Below are 17,181 nucleotides of genomic sequence, written 5' to 3'. Positions count from 1 at the left end.
CCGCTATCGGGAGCAAGCCCCCTCCCACCCTTGATCGCGCTTTCATGCTGGAACTCGGTCAAAGGTGGGAGGGGGTTTGCCCGCGATGCAGGCAACTCGGTCTCAGGTAATCGGCGCCGGGTTGAACAAGGTGATGTCGTTGTGCAGCTTGTGATGCTCCGCCCAGGTCTGCTTCTTGCCGCTGGCCACGTCCAGGTAGAAGTGAAACAGCTCCCAACCCAGCTCTTCGATGCTCGCGCGGCCGGTGGCGATGCGCCCGGCATCAATATCGATGAGGTCCGGCCAGCGCTGCGCCAATTCCGTACGGGTCGACACTTTCACCACCGGGGCCATCGCCAGCCCGTAAGGCGTGCCGCGCCCGGTAGTGAACACATGCAGGTTCATGCCCGCCGCCAGTTGCAGGGTGCCGCACACAAAATCACTGGCCGGCGTGGCGCAAAAGATCAAACCCTTGCCCTTGAACCGCTCGCCTGGGCCCAACACGCCGTTGATCGCGCTGCTGCCGGACTTGACGATGGAGCCCAAGGACTTCTCGACGATATTCGACAACCCGCCCTTCTTGTTACCCGGCGTGGTGTTGGCGCTGCGATCCGCCTCGCCCTTGGCCAGGTAGCGGTCGTACCAGTCCATTTCCCGCACCAACTCTTCGGCAACTTCCTTCGTCTTTGCGCGAGAAGTCAGCAGGTAGATCGCATCGCGGACTTCGGTAACTTCGGAAAACATCACCGTCGCCCCCGCCCGCAGCAACAGGTCCGAGGCATACCCCAGCGCCGGGTTGGCGGTGATGCCGGAAAACGCATCACTGCCGCCACACTGCATGCCCAGAATCAGCTCGGACGCCGGCACGGTTTCGCGGCGGCGCTGGTCGAGTTTTTTCAGGCGGGTTTCAGCCAGGTCCATGATCTGCTCGATCATTTCGGTAAATCCGTGGCTGGAGTCCTGCAGCCGATACAACCACGGCTCGCTCAAGTCCACGGAACTGTCGTTGTCATGCATCACCTGCCCGGCCTGCAATTTCTCGCAGCCCAGGCTGATCACCAACGCTTCGCCCCCCAGGTTCGGGTTGCGCGCCAGGTTGCGCACAGTGCGGATCGGGATGTAGGCGTCGGTGGCGGTAATCGCTACCCCACACCCGTAGCTGTGGGTCAGCGCCACCACGTCATCGACGTGCGGGTACTTGGGCAGCAGCTCGTCCTTGATGCGCTTGACCGCATGGTCCAACACCCCGGTCACGCACTGCACCGTGGTGGTGATGCCGAGGATATTGCGCGTGCCCACGGTGCCATCGGCGTTGCGGTAGCCCTCGAACGTGAAACCTTCCAACGGCGCCTGAGCCTCAGGCACCTCGGTGGACAGCGGCAAGCTGTCCAGGGGCGGCGCGGTGGGCATGCGCAGTTGATCCTCCTGCACCCAACTGCCGCGCGGGATCGGCGCCAAGGCGTAACCGATGGTCTGGCCGTAGCGAATAATCTGACCACCTTGCGGGATATCTTCCAGGGTCACCTTGTGGCTCTGGGGGATGAATTCCACGGTCACCAGGCCGTCCGGAAACTCGGTCCCGGCCGGTACGCCCTGGTCATTCACCACGATCACTACGTTGTCGCGCTCGTGCAAACGAATGGAGCGTGGCGAGTCGGCATGTTCAATCAACTGCATCACGGTGCCTCTCAGGAATGCGCTTGGGTTAGGTTGGTCAACTCTGGCCCCTTGCTTGGCGGCTCTTTGAGTACTACACGCTTGATCGGGCCGACAATGACCAGGTAACTGAACACCGCCACCAGCGCGTTGGCGCCGACGAACACCAGGGCCCATTTGAACGAGCCGGTGGTGCTGATGATGTAGCCGATCACGATCGGCGTGGTGATCGACGCCAGGTTACCGAAGGTGTTGAACAAGCCGCCACTGAGGCCGGCGATTTGCTTGGGCGAGGTGTCGGACACTACCGCCCAACCCAGTGCGCCAACGCCCTTGCCGAAGAAGGCCAAGGCCCATTTGAACGAGCCGGTGGTGCTGATGATGTAGCCGATCACGATCGGCGTGGTGATCGACGCCAGGTTACCGAAGGTGTTGAACAAGCCGCCACTGAGGCCGGCGATTTGCTTGGGCGAGGTGTCGGACACTACCGCCCAACCCAGTGCGCCAACGCCCTTGCCGAAGAAGGCCAAGGCCATGAAGCCCACCACCATCCATTCAACGTCGACGTAGTTACACGCAATGATGCTGCTGGAAACCAGCAGACCGGCAATGATCGGCGCTTTGCGGGCGAAGGTCAGGGAATGGCCCTTGCGCAGCAGGTAGTCGGAAATCACCCCACCCAGCACGCCGCCGATGAAGCCGCAGATCGCCGGCAACGAGGCGATGAAACCGGCCTTGAGGATGGTCATGCCACGGTCCTGCACCAGATACACCGGGAACCACGTCAGGAAGAAGTAGGTGATCCCATTGATGCAGTACTGGCCCAGGTACACGCCCAGCATCATGCGATTGGTCAGCAGTTGACGAATGTAATCCCACTTCGGACCGTCGGTTTTTTTACCCTTGCCCTTGTCCTGGTCCATATCGACCATCGCGCCGTTGGCCGCGATGTGATTGAACTCTGCTTCGTTGATCATCGGGTGCTGGCGCGGGCTGTGGATAACTTTCAGCCAGACCAGCGAGAACACGATGCCAATCACGCCCATCACGATAAATACGTGCTGCCAGCCGAAGCGGTAGACGATCCAGCCCATCAGCGGCGCGAACAACACCGTGGCGAAATACTGCGCGGAGTTGAAGATCGCCGATGCCGTACCGCGTTCAGCCGTCGGGAACCAGGCCGCGACGATACGCGCATTGCCCGGAAAGGATGGCGCTTCGGCCAAGCCCACCATAAAGCGCAGCATAAACAGCGCAACGACCGCTGTGGAGACACCGAACTCACCCACATAGCCTTGCAGCACGGTGAACAGTGACCAGGTGAAAATGCTCAGCGCATAGACTTTTTTCGAGCCGAAACGGTCCAGCAGCCAGCCACCGGGAATTTGCCCGGCCACGTAGGCCCAACCGAATGCGGAGAAGATGTAACCGAGGGTGACCGCGTCGATGCCGAGGTCTTTTTGCAGGCTGGAGCCGGCGATGGCGATGGTGGCCCGGTCGGCGTAGTTGATCGTGGTCACCAGGAACAGCATGAGCAGGATCAAATAGCGGACGTGGGTCGGCTTGGTCGTTTGCATCTGGAGGTGCTCCCACTAATTATTTTTTTTGCGGGTAATTAATTGTGTGCGCGGGAACCGCTCCAGGTGAAAGCCGGTTCCCGCGGGTGTTGCGTATTACGAACCGATGTAGCTGGTTTTCACCACGGTGTAGAACTCTTGCGCATAGCGTCCTTGCTCACGCGAACCATAGGACGAGCCCTTCCGGCCACCGAATGGAACGTGGTAATCCACACCGGCGGTCGGCAGGTTGACCATCACCATCCCGGCCTGGGAATGGCGCTTGAAGTGGTTGGCGTACTTCAACGAGGTGGTGGCAATGCCCGCCGACAAGCCGAACTCGGTGTCGTTGGCCATGGCCAGCGCCGCCTCGTAGTCCGCCACGCGCACCACGTTGGCCACCGGCCCGAAGATCTCTTCACGGCTGATGCGCATGGCGGCTTCGCTGTCGGCGAACAGCGTCGGCGCCAGGTAGTAACCTTCGGTGTCGCACGTCACCACGCCGCCACCGCTGACCAGCCGCGCGCCTTCGCTTTGGCCGATGTCGATGTATTTAAGGTCTTGGTCCAACTGCGCCTGGGACACTACCGGGCCAATGTCAGTACCGCTTTTCAATGCGTGACCAACCTTGATCGACTTCATGCGCTCGGCCATGGCCGCGACGAATTGGTCGTGAATGCCGGCGGTGACAATCAAACGGCTCGATGCCGTGCAACGCTGGCCGGTGGAGTAGAACGCACTCTGTACCGACAGCTCGACGGCCTGCTTGAGGTCGGCGTCATCGAGAATGATCTGCGGGTTCTTGCCGCCCATTTCCAACTGCACTTTGGCCTGGCGCGACACGCAGCTGACGGCGATCTGACGCCCCACACCCACGGAACCGGTGAAGCTGATGCCGTCGACCTTCGGGCTGTTGACCAGCACATCGCCGACCACACGGCCGCTGCCCATCACCAGGTTGAACACGCCGGCAGGGAAGCCGGCACGGGAAATAATCTCCGCCAGGGCCCAGGCGCAGCCCGGCACCAACTCGGCCGGCTTGATCACCACGCAGTTACCGTAGGCCAGGGCCGGAGCGATTTTCCAAGCCGGGATAGCAATCGGGAAGTTCCACGGAGTGATCAAGCCGACCACGCCCAGGGCTTCGCGGGTGACTTCAACATTGACGCCCGGGCGCACCGACGGCACGTAATCACCGGACAGGCGCAGGCATTCACCGGCGAAAAACTTGAAGATGTTACCGGCGCGGGTCACTTCACCGATGGCCTCGGGCAGGGTCTTGCCCTCTTCCCGGGCCAGCAGCGTGCCGAGCTCTTCGCGGCGCGCGAGAATTTCGCTGCCGACTTTGTCCAACGCGTCATGACGCGCCTGGATGCCGGAAGTGGACCAGGCCGGGAAAGCGGCGCGGGCGGCGTCGATGGCGGCGTTGACTTGAGCGACATCGGCCTTGGCATACTCACCAATGACATCAGACAACTCCGACGGGTTGAGGTTGACGCAATAGTCGGCACCCGCCACCCATTGGCCGTTGATGTAGTTTTCAAAACGCTGTGCTTGAGACACGAATCTTCTCCTGACGCAAAAGGCCGCTGATTACTCAGCGGCCTCGTTGATGGGTTATTGCGGGCCTTGCTTGTCGATCAGCGCGGCCAGGGCCTCGTACTCTTCCGGCAGCAGGTCGGTCAGCGGGGTGCGCACAGGGCCTGCGTCGTAGCCGACGATTTTTGCGCCTGCCTTGACGATGCTCACGGCATAACCGGCCTTGCGGTTACGGATGTCCAGGTAGGGCAGGAAGAAGTCGTCAATGATCTTGGCCACGGTGGTGTGATCTTCGCGGGCAATCGCGTGGTAGAAGTCCATCGCGGTTTTCGGGATGAAGTTGAACACCGCCGAGGAGTACACCGGCACGCCCAGGGCCTTGTAGGCAGCGGCGTAAACCTCTGCAGTCGGCAGGCCGCCGAGGTAGCTGAAACGGTCGCCCAAACGACGGCGAATCGACACCATCAACTCGATGTCACCCAGGCCATCCTTGTAACCGATCAGGTTCGGGCAACGCTCGGCCAGGCGCTCCAACAACGGTGCAGTCAGGCGGCACACGTTACGGTTGTAGACCACCACACCGATTTTTACCGATTTGCACACGGCCTCAACGTGGGCGGCAACGCCGTCCTGGCTGGCTTCGGTGAGGTAGTGCGGCAGCAGCAGCAGGCCTTTGGCACCCAGGCGCTCGGCTTCCTGAGCGTATTCGATGGCTTGGCGCGTCGAGCCGCCGACACCGGCGAGGATCGGCACGCTGGTGGCGCAGGTATCAACAGCGGTCTTTACCACTTGGGAATATTCGCTGGCGGCCAGGGAGAAAAACTCACCGGTGCCGCCGGCTGCGAACAAGGCGGTGGCGCCATAAGGGGCCAGCCACTCAAGGCGCTTGATATAGCCCGCCTGGTGGAAGTCACCCTGGGCATTGAAATCGGTCACGGGGAAAGACAGCAGACCGTGGGAGAGGATGGACTTCAGTTCTTGTGGATTCATTATTCGAACACCCTGGTAAAGACTTTCTGTCGAAAGGTTGTTGTTGGTTTTTGATGATGTCGTACGTCATCGTACAACTATAAAAAGATTCGTCAACTGCAATTCATCGACCTTCACGTTGAGGCGTGTTTATACCGCGCTTCTTGACGTAGGAAATTTATCCTCTATGCTCGCTACAACTGTATATGCATACAGTTAAAAAGGAAGATTCCTACGACATAGCAAGGAGCTAACATGTCAGGTCTTGAACTCGCAGCACCCGAAAAAAAATCCCCGCCCCTGCGCTTCGAAGGCAGCGAACACACCGCCATCGGCGACGACACACTGTTGCGCTTCGCCAAGGACGCGCCGGCCATTCCCGCACGCCAAGTCGAACTGCACCTGCCCAACGGGCTGGCCCTGACTTACGGCCAAGTGATTGCCCTGGGCGGCGACTTCTATGGCGTTCCCGGCCGCCCCATCAGCGATGGCGCCTCCCCTGCCGACCGTGTGCAACGTTTTATGGCGGCCTTCAACTCGCTGGCGGTGTTGCCAGCCTCGCGGGAAGAAGCCGGCAAGATCCTCGCGGTGATGCAAAAGGAGATCAACGCGATCAACCAGGCGATCCAGGACGGCAAACAACCCCACGAAGCCTACGATGCCCTCGGTGATACGTTTTCCGAGGAATGGAACCGCATCACCGGAGGCGGCAGCGCGGTTTCGGCGCTGATTCCGCTGGGGCGTTATTTGAAGCTGGCGGCGGACAACGCTGACCACTTCGGTGAATGGGCCCTATCGGCCTACCTGGCAGGGCACACGGCAGCCTTGCAACAAGCCGTCGCGGCCCATCAAACCGGTACCGACCAGGCACTGGAGTTGGCGTATGCCATGAACAGTTTCGCTGATCACTTTTTAACCGATCTATTTTCCGCCGGACACCTGCGCGTACCCCGCAAACAGCTGGCGGCGGTGGTGACGCCTGGCGAACTGGGCTCGTTGATCAGCCGCTTCATGCACGATGAAGACAGCCAGTTTGGGCTCAAAGTACGCAATGCCCTGGGTGATGAGTGGCATGCCTATGGGGATAAACGCTACTTCGACGGCATCGATGCGGCTAATCGGCTGCAGGTCAAACGCGCGGTGCAGGCGTCCGCCGATGAAATCTTCGCAACGTTTGCCAGCGGTGTGGCGCCCTCCCCGGCCAACTTCAAGGCGCCGCTGCATGTGCCGGACTTGAACGCTGCACAAAACCCGGCGAATAACTTTTCGCCGCTGTTCAAGGTTGAGGGTGACAAGGTGCTGCGACGCAAGGACGTGAATGACCTGAACGACAAGCACTGGACTCACGATTGGTGGGGGTGGAGTACGTATTTGTTGCTCAAGGACTACAAGCCGAATACGCCGCTGAGTTGAGTGACTCTGGTCCCATGCGCGCCGTGAACCGTACGCATGGGACCATTTGTCGGAACTGTGATTTCTGACAGTTTCGCGGGCGCTTGATCATCGCGGATAAATGAACAGGCACATATACCTGAAAAGGAGACCTCGACATGACCTACCCAGCCCCAACCTTAATCACCTCGTCATTGGAGCGGATTGAACTCCAGCTGCCATCTAACGCGCCGCAGCCGGAAAATGCGAACGTCCAAGCTATTTTGTTTGAAAGGAATCCAGATGAGGAAGACGACCTTACCTACTACGAATCTGTTTTCGGGGTTCCTACAGAACTCTCCCCGCAGGTAACACTCGTTATTACGCCGACTAAAGACCAGCAGGAACGCCTTCAAGGCAAAACGTTGGAACTGGGCTATCGAGTAACGAAGCGAGAAACTTCAATGGAAGCCGACTCCGAACGTTTGAAAGTTACGCTTTAGCGTTAGCTAATTCACCCCCGCTGTGCCTGCGCCTCTTCATGCGCCTGGCGCAGCCGCTCGCGGCTGTTGGTCAGGTGCAAACGCATCGCCGCGCGCGCCGCATCCGAATCCTGGCGCGCGATCGCTTCATAAATTTCTTCGTGCTCGCGGCTCAGACGGCCCATGTAATGCTGCTGGTCATCATGGGCCAGGCGCGCCGAGTTCAGGCGGGTTCGCGGAATGATGCTGGTGCCCAGGTGGGTCATGATGTCGGTGAAATAGCGGTTGCCGGTGGACAGGGCAATCTCCAGGTGGAATGCGAAATCGGACGCCACCGCATCGCCAGCATGCGCCGCGCTTTCATTCAGCGCATCGAGCGCCGCGCGCATGGCCGCCAGTTGTTCGTCGCTGCGGCGCAGGGCCGCCAGACCGGCTGATTCCACTTCCAGGCTGATACGCAGCTCCAGAATGGCCAACACATCACGCAACGTGACCACCGTGGCCGGGTCGATACGAAAACCGCTGGGGCTCGGCGTGTCCAGCACAAAGGTACCGATGCCATGGCGGGTTTCTACCTGCCCCGCCGCCTGCAGGCGCGAAATGGCTTCGCGCACCACCGTGCGGCTTACACCATGGGCTTCCATGATCGCCGACTCAGTGGGCAGCTTGTCGCCCCGTTTGAGCTCACCATCGCGGATTTGCTCGGACAACACCGTGACCAATTCCTGGGCAAGGCTGCGGCGCTTGCGGGGAAGACGAGGGGCGGTGTTGGCGTTTTCCATGATGAATCATCTTTCTCGGCGAACTTGAGCACGCATCATAGCCCATGGCGGTTGTACGATCACCGTCCGGGCACGACTTTCATCTATATCCTGCGCGCAAAAAAATGCCCCGACATCAATCGAGGCATTTTTCAGACAGGTCTGACGGAAAAACCGCTTACTTCACCACTTTCAGACTTGGCCGGCCGCTAGGGCGCGGTGGCTCCGTATCCGGTGGTGGCAGATCATCACCGTCTTCGCTGTCGATCGTTTCGTCGTCTTCAAAAGGCGACTCCAGATCGAACACCATGCCTTGGCCATTTTCCCGGGCGTAGATCCCGAGGATGGCACCAATCGGCACGAACAGCGTATGCGGCACACCGCCGAAACGCCCTTCGAAGCTGACGGCTTCATTGTCCATATGCAAATGGCGCACGGCACTGGGTGATACGTTCAGCACAATCTGCCCGTCACTGGCAAAACCCTGCGGTACCTGAACCGCAGAAAATTCGGAATTGACCAGCATGTGCGGGGTGCAATCGTTGTCCACAATCCACTCATAGAGCGCGCGGACCAGGTAAGGTCGACTGGAGTTCATCAACGGTTCCTTAAGCCTTAGCGCATATCGCGTTCGACACCAGACAGACTCGCCTGGAAAGCCTCACGCGCAAACTGGCGCTCCATGTAATCAAGCAGCGGTTTGGCCGGCCGCGGCAGTTCAATACCCATTATCGGCAAGCGCCAGAGTATGGGTAATAGGCAGCAATCCACCAGGCTTTGTTCCTCGCTGAGGAAAAAAGGCTTATCGGCGAACAACGGGGAAACGCCGGTCAGGCTCTCGCGCAATTCCTTGCGCGCCACGACACGGGCCGCCTCTTTGCTGCGCGAATCCAGAATGACATCCACCAGCCCACACCAGTCACGCTGGATCCGATGGATCAGCAGACGGCTGTTGGCACGCGCCACCGGGTACACCGGCAGCAAAGGCGGATGCGGGTAACGCTCATCCAGGTATTCCATCACCACGGTCGACTCCCACAACGCCAGGTCACGATCGACCAGGGTGGGCAAGCTGCCGTAAGGGTTCACTTCGATCAGCTTCGGCGGATGACGACCCGCTTCCACACTGATGATCTCGGCGCTGACACCCTTCTCTGCGAGCACGATGCGTACTCGGTGGGAATAGTGGTCGGCGGGGTCGGAGTAACAGGCCAACCGATTGGTCACGCCCATGGCGGTCCTCCTCGCTTGTTGAAATTATCGAAAGCTCAAAAACGAGCGCGCCCAGAGAGCATCTCTGTAGGACCTGGTAACCAGGTCACTATGGGTCAGGGATGCCGCTGGGCGCGCAAGATTAACAGCAATTGCTTACGGTTGGATCAATGCACATCTTTCCAGTATTCGCGTTTGAGCAGATAGGCGAATACGAAGAAGAAAGCCAGGTACAGCAAGACGTAAGTACCAATGCGCTGGTGCTGCAGTTTGACCGGGTTGGCCGAGTAGGCCAGGAAGGTCACGAGGTTCTTGATCTTCTCGTCAAACTGCTCTTCGTTCAGCGTACCGGTCTTGGGCACAATGGTCAGTTGATCGCACGCTTCATGAGTCAGAGGCGTACCGGTCAACGGATCATATTGCTTCTTGCCATTGTCCACGACCTGAACCTGCTTGCATCCTACCACTTGGCGACCCTGCAAGCCGACCAGAACGTTAGGCATGCCGACGTTCGGGAACACTTTGTTGTTCACACCCCACGGGCGGGCCGGGTCTTCGTAGAAAGACTTGAGGTAGCCGTAGAGCCAGTCGGTGCCGCGCACGCGGGCTACCAGGGTCAAGTCAGGCGGTGCAGCCCCGAACCAGGCCTTGGCGTCTGCCGGTTTCATACCGATGTTCATGTGGTCACCAATCTTGGCGCCGGTGAACACCAGTTTCTCCAGCATCAACTCGTGGGGAATGCCCAGGTCGTCGGCGACGCGCTCGTAACGTTGGAACTTGGCGCTGTGGCAGCCCATGCAGTAGTTGGCGAACGTTCGCGCGCCGTCTTGCAGGGCAGCCTTGTCAGACACATCGATGTCGACTTTTTCCAGCTCCGGGCCACCGTGCTCGGCGGCGAAGGACAGTAGCGGCAAGGCCGCAAGCATCAATGCAACGAATAATTTTTTCATCAGCCAGTCACCCTTTCCGGAACCGGTTTGGTCTTCTCGAGCCGGGTGTAGAACGGCATCAGAATGAAGTAGGCGAAGTACAGGAAGGTGCAGACCTGCGACAACAACGTACGCTCAGGCGTTGGCGCCAGTACGCCCAATACGCCCAGGATCACGAAGGCAATGCAGAACACCCACAGCCAGATCTTGCTTAGCCAGCCTTTGTAGCGCATGGACTTGACCGGGCTTCGGTCGAGCCAAGGCAGTACGAACAGCACGGCAATGGCCGCACCCATGGCAATTACGCCCATGAGCTTGTCGGGGATCGCACGCAAGATCGCGTAGAACGGCGTGAAGTACCAGACCGGGGCAATGTGCTCAGGCGTCTTGAAGGCGTTGGCCTGTTCGAAGTTAGGTTTCTCCAGGAAATAACCGCCCATCTCCGGGAAAAAGAACACGATCGAGCAGAATACAAACAAGAACACCACTACGCCGACGATGTCTTTCACGGTGTAGTAAGGGTGGAATGGAATGCCATCCAGCGGGATGCCGTTCTCGTCCTTGTGCTTCTTGATGTCCACGCCGTCCGGGTTGTTGGAGCCCACCTCATGCAGCGCCAGGATATGCAACACCACAAGGCCAAGAATCACGATAGGCAGGGCTACCACATGCAACGCGAAGAAGCGGTTCAAGGTGATACCGGAGATCAGGTAGTCACCGCGGATCCACTGGGTCAGGTCATTGCCGATCACAGGGATCGCGCCAAACAGCGAGATGATCACCTGCGCGCCCCAGTACGACATCTGGCCCCACGGCAGCAGGTAACCCATGAAGGCTTCGGCCATCAGCGCCAGGTAGATCAGCATGCCGAACACCCACACCAACTCACGAGGCTTCTGATACGAACCGTAGAGCAGGCCACGGAACATATGCAGATAGACCACGATGAAGAACGCCGACGCACCGGTGGAGTGCAGCAGACGCAGGATCGAGCCGTACTCGACGTCACGCATGATGTATTCGACGGAGGCAAACGCCTCTTCCGCCGAAGGGGTGTAGCTCATCGTCAGCCAGACGCCGGTAACGATCTGGTTGACCAGCACCAGGAGTGCCAGGGAGCCAAAGAAATAGAAGAAGTTGAAGTTCTTCGGGGCGTAGTACTTGCTGAGATGGTCTTCCCACATTTTAGTGGCGGGGAAGCGCGCATCGACCCAATCCATGAACTTGCTCATCACGCGTTCTCCTTATCGAGGCCAATGACAATAAGGTCGTCAGTTTCGTAGGTATGCGGTGGCACGGGCAGGTTCAATGGCGCGGGTTGGGACTTGTAGACGCGTCCGGCAAGGTCGTAGTGGGAACCGTGGCATGGGCAGAAATAACCACCGACCCAGTCCTTGCCCAGATCGACAGGAGCGACTTCCGGGCGGAAGGTAGGCGAGCAACCCAAGTGGGTACACAGACCGACCAGCAACAGAATCTCTGGCTTGATCGAACGTGCTTCGTTTTTGGCGTAGGCGGGTTGGTCGGATTTCTCGGATTTCGGGTCGGACAACTGACCTTCGATCTTTTTCAGATTTCCCAGGATTTCCTCGGTACGACGAACAATGAACACCGGCTGGCCGCGCCATTCAGCAATCATCTGCTGGCCTGGCTCGATCTTGCTGACATTCACCTTCACCGGTGCACCTGCGGCTTTCGCCTTGGCACTGGGAAACCATGACCCCACGAACGGGACCGCAGCCCCCACCGCTCCTGCAGCACCCACCACGGATGTGGCTGCTACCAAGAAGCGACGCCGGCCTGCATTCACGCCGTCATTGCTCATTCAGTCCTCTCCCATCAGCTTTTTGGCCTGTTAAATCAGGCGTCTACTAAGTATTAAATCTGAACTTATAAAAATTTTGCCGAATGGTAATGAAAAGCCCCACGTCTGACAAGGGAATTGCCCAGGGCTCAGCCTCCAGGCCTTGTAGTATAGGGGGTCTACGGATGTGGCAAGTTGTCACGGTGAAAAATGTGTATAAATCGCAGGCAATAAAAAACGCCCAGCTCCGTAAGGAGGCTGGGCGTTTTTGTGGAACGTAAAGCGAATTAACGCTTCGAGTACTGCGGACGCTTACGCGCTTTACGCAGACCGACTTTCTTACGTTCAACTTCACGGGCATCGCGAGTTACGAAGCCAGCTTTGCGCAGAGCGCCACGCAGGGTTTCGTCGTACTGCATCAGAGCGCGAGTGATACCGTGGCGGATTGCGCCAGCTTGACCACTTACACCGCCACCGATAACGGTGACGTAGATGTCGAACTTTTCAACGGTCTCGGTCAGTTCCAGCGGCTGACGAACTACCATGCGGGCAGTTTCGCGACCGAAGAAATTTTCCAGAGTGCGGTTGTTGATCGAGATGTTACCAGTGCCCGGACGCAGGAAAACGCGTGCGGTTGCGGTTTTGCGACGGCCAGTGCCGTAATTTTGAGTCGCCGACATAATGAACTATTCCGTTAAAACTTCAGTTCTTGGGGCTGCTGAGCAGCATGAGGGTGTACAGCGCCCGCATAGACTTTCAGCTTGCGAAACATATCGCGACCCAGTGGGCCCTTAGGCAGCATGCCTTTGACCGCGATTTCGATCGGGGCTTCAGGCTTCTTGGAGATCAGGCCTTCAAAGTTGGAAGACTTGATACCGCCTGGGAAACCGGAGTGACGGTAGTACATTTTGTCTTGCGCTTTGTTGCCGGTAACACGTACCTGCTCAGCGTTGATGATCACGATGTAGTCACCGGTGTCAACGTGAGGGGTGTACTCAGGCTTGTGCTTGCCACGCAGACGGCTGGCGACTTCAGTGGCCAGACGACCCAGGGTCTGACCAGCGGCGTCGACGACAAACCAGTCGCGCTGAACTGTTTCCGGTTTTGCAGTAAAAGTTGTCATTCTTTAATAGCCTCAGGGGCCGCCCTGTAAATTAGACGGCGGATCTTACTGAATAGTGCGTACTTTGACAAGTCAAAGGCAGCCGGATACAGACGCTATCGGGGGCTCGGGTCGGCGCGTCCGTTCAACGGCAAGATTCTTCGGCAGACGGCGCATCACTTCCACTGCAGAAAGAGGTGGGCAATTATGCAGATTGCGAAAAAAAATTCAACCTGCTTTTATGATTGTTTTCCCTGAAGGAGTACCCGATGGATTATCGACAGCTGGGCCGTACGGATCTGAACGTGAGCGCGATAGCCCTGGGCACCATGACCTGGGGTGAGCAGAACAGCGAGGCAGAGGCCTTCGCGCAGATCGAGCGGGCCAAGTCCGCGGGAATCAACTTCCTCGACACGGCGGAAATGTACCCGGTGCCGCCCAAAGCAGACACCTACGCCACCACCGAACGCTACATCGGTAATTACTTCAAAAGCCGTGGCGACCGCAACGACTGGATCCTTGCCAGCAAGATCGCCGGCCCCGGCAACACCATTGACTACATCCGCGACGGCCACCTGCGCCATAACCGCAAGCACATCACCGAAGCCCTCGACGCCAGCCTCAAGCGCCTGCAAACCGACTGGATCGACCTCTACCAGTTGCACTGGCCGGAGCGCAGCACCAACTTTTTCGGCCAGTTGAGCTACAAGCACAAGGACGAAGACGACCTCACACCGCTTGAAGAAACCCTCGAAGCGCTGGATGAACAGGTAAAAGCCGGCAAGATCCGCCACATCGGCCTGTCCAACGAAACGCCGTGGGGCACCATGAAATTCCTGGCCCTGGCCGAAGCCCGTGGCTGGCCGCGCGCGGTGTCGATCCAGAACCCCTACAACCTGCTCAACCGCAGCTTTGAAGTGGGCCTGGCGGAAGTCGCCATTCGCGAGCAATGCGGCCTGCTGGCCTACTCGCCCCTGGCGTTCGGCATGCTCAGCGGCAAGTACGAAGGTGGCGCACGCCCGGCGAAGGCGCGCCTGACCGAATACAGCCGCTTCAGTCGCTACTTCAACCCGCAGTCGGAAGCGGCGTGCAGCCGTTATGTCGCCCTGGCGCGCGAGCACGGCCTGGACCCAGCGCAGATGGCGTTGGCGTTCGTGACGCAGCAGCCGTTTGTGACCAGCAATATTATTGGCGCCACATCACTGGAACAGTTGGATAGCAACATTGCCAGTGCCGAGTTGAAACTGTCCAAGGAGGTACTGGAAGGGATTGAGGCGATTCAGAAGGATCATCCAAACCCCGCGCCGTGATTGATCTTTAGGCCGCCATCGGGAGCAAGCCCCCACATTTGACTGGGTTCACACATTCAAGTGTGGAAGGGGCTTGCCCCGATGAGGCCCAAACAAACACCAGATTACTCAAAGCGCCCGCGCAATAATCTCTTTCATGATCTCGTTGGTCCCCGCATAAATTCGCTGCACCCGCGCATCCGCCCACGCCCGCGCGATCGGGTATTCCCACATGAAGCCGTAGCCACCGTGCAACTGCACGCATTCATCCAGCACCTTGCACTGCAGGTCAGTGGCCCAGTACTTGGCCATCGCCGCCGTGGGCACGTCCAGCTTGCCTTCCAGGTGCAACGCCATGCACTGGTCGACGAATACACGACCGATTTGAATCTCGGTGGCCATCTCGGCCAGCTTGAAGCGTGTGTTCTGGAAATCGGCAATCGCCTTGCCGAACGCCTTGCGTTCGCGGGTGTATTCCAAGGTCCATTGCAACGCCGCCTCGGCGGATGACAAGGCCCCGATCGCCACCGTCAAACGTTCTTGAGGCAACTCCTGCATCAAATACGCGAAGCCCATTCCGGCCTGGCCTAGCAGGTTTTCCCTGGGCACGCGCACATCCTGGAAGAACAGCTCCGAGGTGTCCTGAGCCTTCATGCCCACCTTCTCCAGCCGCTTGCCCTTGGCGAAGCCCGGCGTATCGGCCTCCACCAGAAACAGGCTGGTGCCCTTGGCGCCCGCCTTGGGATCGGTCTTGGCCACCACGATCACAAGGTCGGCAAGATAGCCGTTGGTAATGAACGTCTTGGAGCCGTTGATTACATACTCATCGCCCTCCAACACGGCGCTGGTCTTGACCCCTTGCAGGTCGGAGCCGGCCCCCGGCTCGGTCATGGCGATAGCGGTGACCATTTCGCCGGCGATCAATTTGGGTAGGTATTTGTGTTTCAGCGCCTCACTGCCGTAATGCAGGATGTACGGCGCGACGATATCCGAATGCAGGGAAAAACCGATGCCGGTCAGGCCCAGCCGGCTGATCTCCTCGATCACCACCGCACTGTAGAGAAAGTCCGCCCCCAGGCCACCGTATTCCTCCGGCAGATGGGAACACAGCATTCCGGCCTCCCCCGCCTTGCGCCACAGATCGCGGTCGATGAAACCCTGCTTTTCCCATTGCCCATGGAAAGGAGCAGCGTCTTTTTCGAGGAAAGTGCGCACGCTTTCGCGGAAGAGCTCGTGTTCCGGAGTGAACAAAGTTCTGGGAATCATGGGTCACCTGCATGGATTGTCGGACAAAGATCAGCTTACAGAGCCTATGCCGCGAAAGGCTCACGGGACACTGGACACATGCGACAAAAAATAAGACGATCCAGCCGTCTGGTGACCACTTTCCCCTATAAGAATAAATGAAATTATGTCTAACCAAATCTCCACGCCCCTGCGGCGCGTCAGCATTTTGGCCATTGATCGGGTATTCGCTTCAACCCTCATGCAAGCCAAGGATTTCTTCCACCTCGCCAGCCTGCGCTATGGCAAACAGCAAGGCCTGGGCCTGACGCCAGCATTCGCAACGCGCCTGGTCAGCCCCGACGGGCAATCGGTGTGCAGCTTCAGTGATGTGATCATGCCCGTGGATGGCGGCCTGGAAGATGCGGACATCATCGTCCTGCCCGCCTTCTGGGATGACTTCGATGCCCTCTGCACGCGCTACCCGCAAGTGCTGCCATGGTTGCGCGAACAACATGCGCGCGGCGCCGTGCTCTGCGGTGAAGCCACCGGGGTGTTCTGGCTGGCCGAAGCCGGGTTGCTCGATGGCAAGGAGGCGACCACCTATTGGCGCTTCTTCAATGCCTTCAGCGAACGCTTTCCCAAGGTCCAGCTCAACCAGGACAAGCACCTCACGGACGCCGATAACCTGTATTGCGCCGGCGGCACTACCTCAGCGTGCGACCTCTATATTTACCTGATCGAGCGCTTCTGCGGCGCCAACATTGCCCAGGCCGTGGCCCGCGACATTCTGTATGAAGTGCAACGCAGCTATGCGCCGGGGCGTATCGGTTTTGGCGGGCAGAAACTTCACCAGGACGTGATCATCCTGCAGATCCAGCACTGGCTCGAAGAGCACTTTGCCGACAAATTCCGCTTCGAGGATGTCGCCCGCGAACACGGCATGAGCATCCGCAACTTCATGCGCCGCTTCCAGACCGCCACCGGCGACAAGCCGTTGCACTACCTGCAACGCCTGCGAATCGAGACGGCCAAAGGCCTGCTCTCGGGCAGCCGCAAGAGCATCAAGACCATCAGTTATGAGGTGGGTTACGACGACGCGAGTTTCTTTGCGCGGCTGTTCAGGCAGCACACCGAATTGTCGCCGAACCAGTATCGCCAGCAATTCCAGCAGGCGGCATAACCCCAGCCAACAAACACAGTAAAAAAATGTGGGAGGGGGCTTGCTCCCGATAGCGGTGGGTCAGTCCACATCTTCAGTGACTGACATTCTGCTATCGGGAGCAAGCCCCCTCCCACATTCTGATT

At 58.8% G+C, this 17,181-nt stretch carries 16 protein-coding genes and 1 pseudogene; 4 read left to right on the top strand and 13 right to left on the bottom strand.

Annotated elements, in window-relative coordinates:
• Positions 1 to 102: 102 nt before the first annotated feature.
• The 4 genes and pseudogenes from garD to kdgD all read right to left on the bottom strand — a co-directional run bounded on the left by garD (position 103) and on the right by kdgD (position 5,720).
• A complete protein-coding gene (gene garD / locus KSS96_RS05085; protein ID WP_017530106.1) occupies positions 103 to 1,656 on the bottom strand; it encodes a galactarate dehydratase in 1,554 nt (517 codons plus the stop codon).
• Positions 1,657 to 1,970: 314 nt separating this feature from the next.
• Positions 1,971 to 3,212: pseudogene (locus tag KSS96_RS05080) on the bottom strand (MFS transporter); the annotation flags it as partial.
• A 96-nt stretch (positions 3,213 to 3,308) separates the two neighbouring features.
• Positions 3,309 to 4,754, bottom strand: coding sequence for an aldehyde dehydrogenase family protein (locus tag KSS96_RS05075; protein ID WP_065877293.1), 1,446 nt, complete (start codon positions 4,752 to 4,754; stop codon positions 3,309 to 3,311).
• Positions 4,755 to 4,808: 54 nt separating this feature from the next.
• Complete coding sequence (gene kdgD, locus KSS96_RS05070) at positions 4,809 to 5,720, bottom strand: 5-dehydro-4-deoxyglucarate dehydratase (protein WP_017530109.1); 912 nt, start codon at positions 5,718 to 5,720, stop codon at positions 4,809 to 4,811.
• A gap of 234 nt (positions 5,721 to 5,954) precedes the next feature.
• On the opposite strand from kdgD, the gene KSS96_RS05065 reads away from it, so the two are divergent.
• Complete coding sequence (locus KSS96_RS05065) at positions 5,955 to 7,112, top strand: phospholipase (protein WP_068936141.1); 1,158 nt, start codon at positions 5,955 to 5,957, stop codon at positions 7,110 to 7,112.
• Between the two features lie 137 nt (positions 7,113 to 7,249).
• Entirely contained in the window at positions 7,250 to 7,573 is a 324-nt protein-coding gene (locus KSS96_RS05060; RefSeq protein WP_017530111.1) for a hypothetical protein, read from the top strand.
• Between the two features lie 11 nt (positions 7,574 to 7,584).
• On the opposite strand, the gene KSS96_RS05055 is transcribed toward KSS96_RS05060, so the two are convergent.
• The 8 genes from KSS96_RS05055 to rplM form a co-directional block, all read right to left on the bottom strand.
• Positions 7,585 to 8,334 carry a FadR/GntR family transcriptional regulator gene (locus KSS96_RS05055; RefSeq protein ID WP_116078461.1) on the bottom strand — a complete coding sequence of 250 codons (750 nt, stop codon included), beginning with the start codon at positions 8,332 to 8,334 and terminating at the stop codon, positions 7,585 to 7,587.
• A 157-nt stretch (positions 8,335 to 8,491) separates the two neighbouring features.
• The gene (locus KSS96_RS05050) at positions 8,492 to 8,911 is read right to left on the bottom strand and encodes a ClpXP protease specificity-enhancing factor (protein ID WP_065877296.1); all 420 of its coding nucleotides are present in this window, start codon (positions 8,909 to 8,911) and stop codon (positions 8,492 to 8,494) included.
• A gap of 17 nt (positions 8,912 to 8,928) precedes the next feature.
• Positions 8,929 to 9,546 (bottom strand): glutathione S-transferase N-terminal domain-containing protein, encoded by a 618-nt coding sequence (locus tag KSS96_RS05045; RefSeq protein WP_017530114.1) that lies wholly within the window; start codon positions 9,544 to 9,546, stop codon positions 8,929 to 8,931.
• Between the two features lie 146 nt (positions 9,547 to 9,692).
• Entirely contained in the window at positions 9,693 to 10,475 is a 783-nt protein-coding gene (locus KSS96_RS05040) for a cytochrome c1 (protein WP_217855780.1), read from the bottom strand.
• A complete protein-coding gene (locus KSS96_RS05035; RefSeq protein ID WP_003171746.1) occupies positions 10,475 to 11,686 on the bottom strand; it encodes a cytochrome b in 1,212 nt (403 codons plus the stop codon). The genes KSS96_RS05040 and KSS96_RS05035 overlap by 1 nt, the downstream gene beginning before the upstream one ends.
• The gene (petA, locus tag KSS96_RS05030) at positions 11,686 to 12,279 is read right to left on the bottom strand and encodes a ubiquinol-cytochrome c reductase iron-sulfur subunit (protein ID WP_034095877.1); all 594 of its coding nucleotides are present in this window, start codon (positions 12,277 to 12,279) and stop codon (positions 11,686 to 11,688) included. Before petA ends, KSS96_RS05035 begins: the two co-directional genes overlap by 1 nt.
• Before the next feature lie 266 nt (positions 12,280 to 12,545).
• The gene (gene rpsI / locus KSS96_RS05025; protein ID WP_003216038.1) at positions 12,546 to 12,938 is read right to left on the bottom strand and encodes a 30S ribosomal protein S9; all 393 of its coding nucleotides are present in this window, start codon (positions 12,936 to 12,938) and stop codon (positions 12,546 to 12,548) included.
• Between the two features lie 14 nt (positions 12,939 to 12,952).
• Positions 12,953 to 13,381: a 50S ribosomal protein L13 gene (rplM, locus tag KSS96_RS05020; RefSeq protein WP_003171742.1), complete on the bottom strand. Its 429-nt coding sequence runs from the start codon at positions 13,379 to 13,381 to the stop codon at positions 12,953 to 12,955.
• A 248-nt stretch (positions 13,382 to 13,629) separates the two neighbouring features.
• On the opposite strand from rplM, the gene KSS96_RS05015 reads away from it, so the two are divergent.
• Complete coding sequence (locus KSS96_RS05015; protein WP_017530118.1) at positions 13,630 to 14,670, top strand: NADP(H)-dependent aldo-keto reductase; 1,041 nt, start codon at positions 13,630 to 13,632, stop codon at positions 14,668 to 14,670.
• Between the two features lie 108 nt (positions 14,671 to 14,778).
• Here KSS96_RS05015 and KSS96_RS05010 read toward each other — a convergent pair whose 3' ends face one another.
• The gene (locus tag KSS96_RS05010) at positions 14,779 to 15,915 is read right to left on the bottom strand and encodes an acyl-CoA dehydrogenase family protein (protein ID WP_065877298.1); all 1,137 of its coding nucleotides are present in this window, start codon (positions 15,913 to 15,915) and stop codon (positions 14,779 to 14,781) included.
• A gap of 220 nt (positions 15,916 to 16,135) precedes the next feature.
• Here KSS96_RS05010 and KSS96_RS05005 point away from each other — a divergent pair, with 220 nt between their 5' ends.
• A complete protein-coding gene (locus tag KSS96_RS05005; RefSeq protein WP_175404191.1) occupies positions 16,136 to 17,056 on the top strand; it encodes a GlxA family transcriptional regulator in 921 nt (306 codons plus the stop codon).
• The last annotated feature ends 125 nt before the right edge of the window (positions 17,057 to 17,181 follow it).

It is taken from the genome of Pseudomonas asgharzadehiana (genome assembly GCF_019139815.1).
In the GTDB taxonomy this organism is placed as follows: Bacteria; Pseudomonadota; Gammaproteobacteria; order Pseudomonadales; family Pseudomonadaceae; genus Aquipseudomonas; species Aquipseudomonas asgharzadehiana.
Note: the sequence above shows the minus strand (reverse complement) of the source record. Positions and strands in the feature narration are given on the sequence as shown.

Excerpts from the sequence above, each read along its gene's own strand:
- garD (WP_017530106.1), bottom strand. The coding sequence starts at position 1,656 with ATGCAGTTGATTGAACATGCCGACTCGCCACGCTCCATTCGTTTGCAC.
- kdgD (WP_017530109.1), bottom strand. The coding sequence starts at position 5,720 with ATGAATCCACAAGAACTGAAGTCCATCCTCTCCCACGGTCTGCTGTCT.
- KSS96_RS05065 (WP_068936141.1), top strand. The coding sequence starts at position 5,955 with ATGTCAGGTCTTGAACTCGCAGCACCCGAAAAAAAATCCCCGCCCCTG.
- KSS96_RS05060 (WP_017530111.1), top strand. The coding sequence starts at position 7,250 with ATGACCTACCCAGCCCCAACCTTAATCACCTCGTCATTGGAGCGGATT.
- KSS96_RS05055 (WP_116078461.1), bottom strand. The coding sequence starts at position 8,334 with ATGGAAAACGCCAACACCGCCCCTCGTCTTCCCCGCAAGCGCCGCAGC.
- KSS96_RS05050 (WP_065877296.1), bottom strand. The coding sequence starts at position 8,911 with ATGAACTCCAGTCGACCTTACCTGGTCCGCGCGCTCTATGAGTGGATT.
- KSS96_RS05045 (WP_017530114.1), bottom strand. The coding sequence starts at position 9,546 with ATGGGCGTGACCAATCGGTTGGCCTGTTACTCCGACCCCGCCGACCAC.
- KSS96_RS05040 (WP_217855780.1), bottom strand. The coding sequence starts at position 10,475 with ATGAAAAAATTATTCGTTGCATTGATGCTTGCGGCCTTGCCGCTACTG.
- KSS96_RS05035 (WP_003171746.1), bottom strand. The coding sequence starts at position 11,686 with ATGAGCAAGTTCATGGATTGGGTCGATGCGCGCTTCCCCGCCACTAAA.
- petA (WP_034095877.1), bottom strand. The coding sequence starts at position 12,279 with ATGAGCAATGACGGCGTGAATGCAGGCCGGCGTCGCTTCTTGGTAGCA.
- rpsI (WP_003216038.1), bottom strand. The coding sequence starts at position 12,938 with ATGTCGGCGACTCAAAATTACGGCACTGGCCGTCGCAAAACCGCAACC.
- rplM (WP_003171742.1), bottom strand. The coding sequence starts at position 13,381 with ATGACAACTTTTACTGCAAAACCGGAAACAGTTCAGCGCGACTGGTTT.
- KSS96_RS05015 (WP_017530118.1), top strand. The coding sequence starts at position 13,630 with ATGGATTATCGACAGCTGGGCCGTACGGATCTGAACGTGAGCGCGATA.
- KSS96_RS05010 (WP_065877298.1), bottom strand. The coding sequence starts at position 15,915 with ATGATTCCCAGAACTTTGTTCACTCCGGAACACGAGCTCTTCCGCGAA.
- KSS96_RS05005 (WP_175404191.1), top strand. The coding sequence starts at position 16,136 with ATGCAAGCCAAGGATTTCTTCCACCTCGCCAGCCTGCGCTATGGCAAA.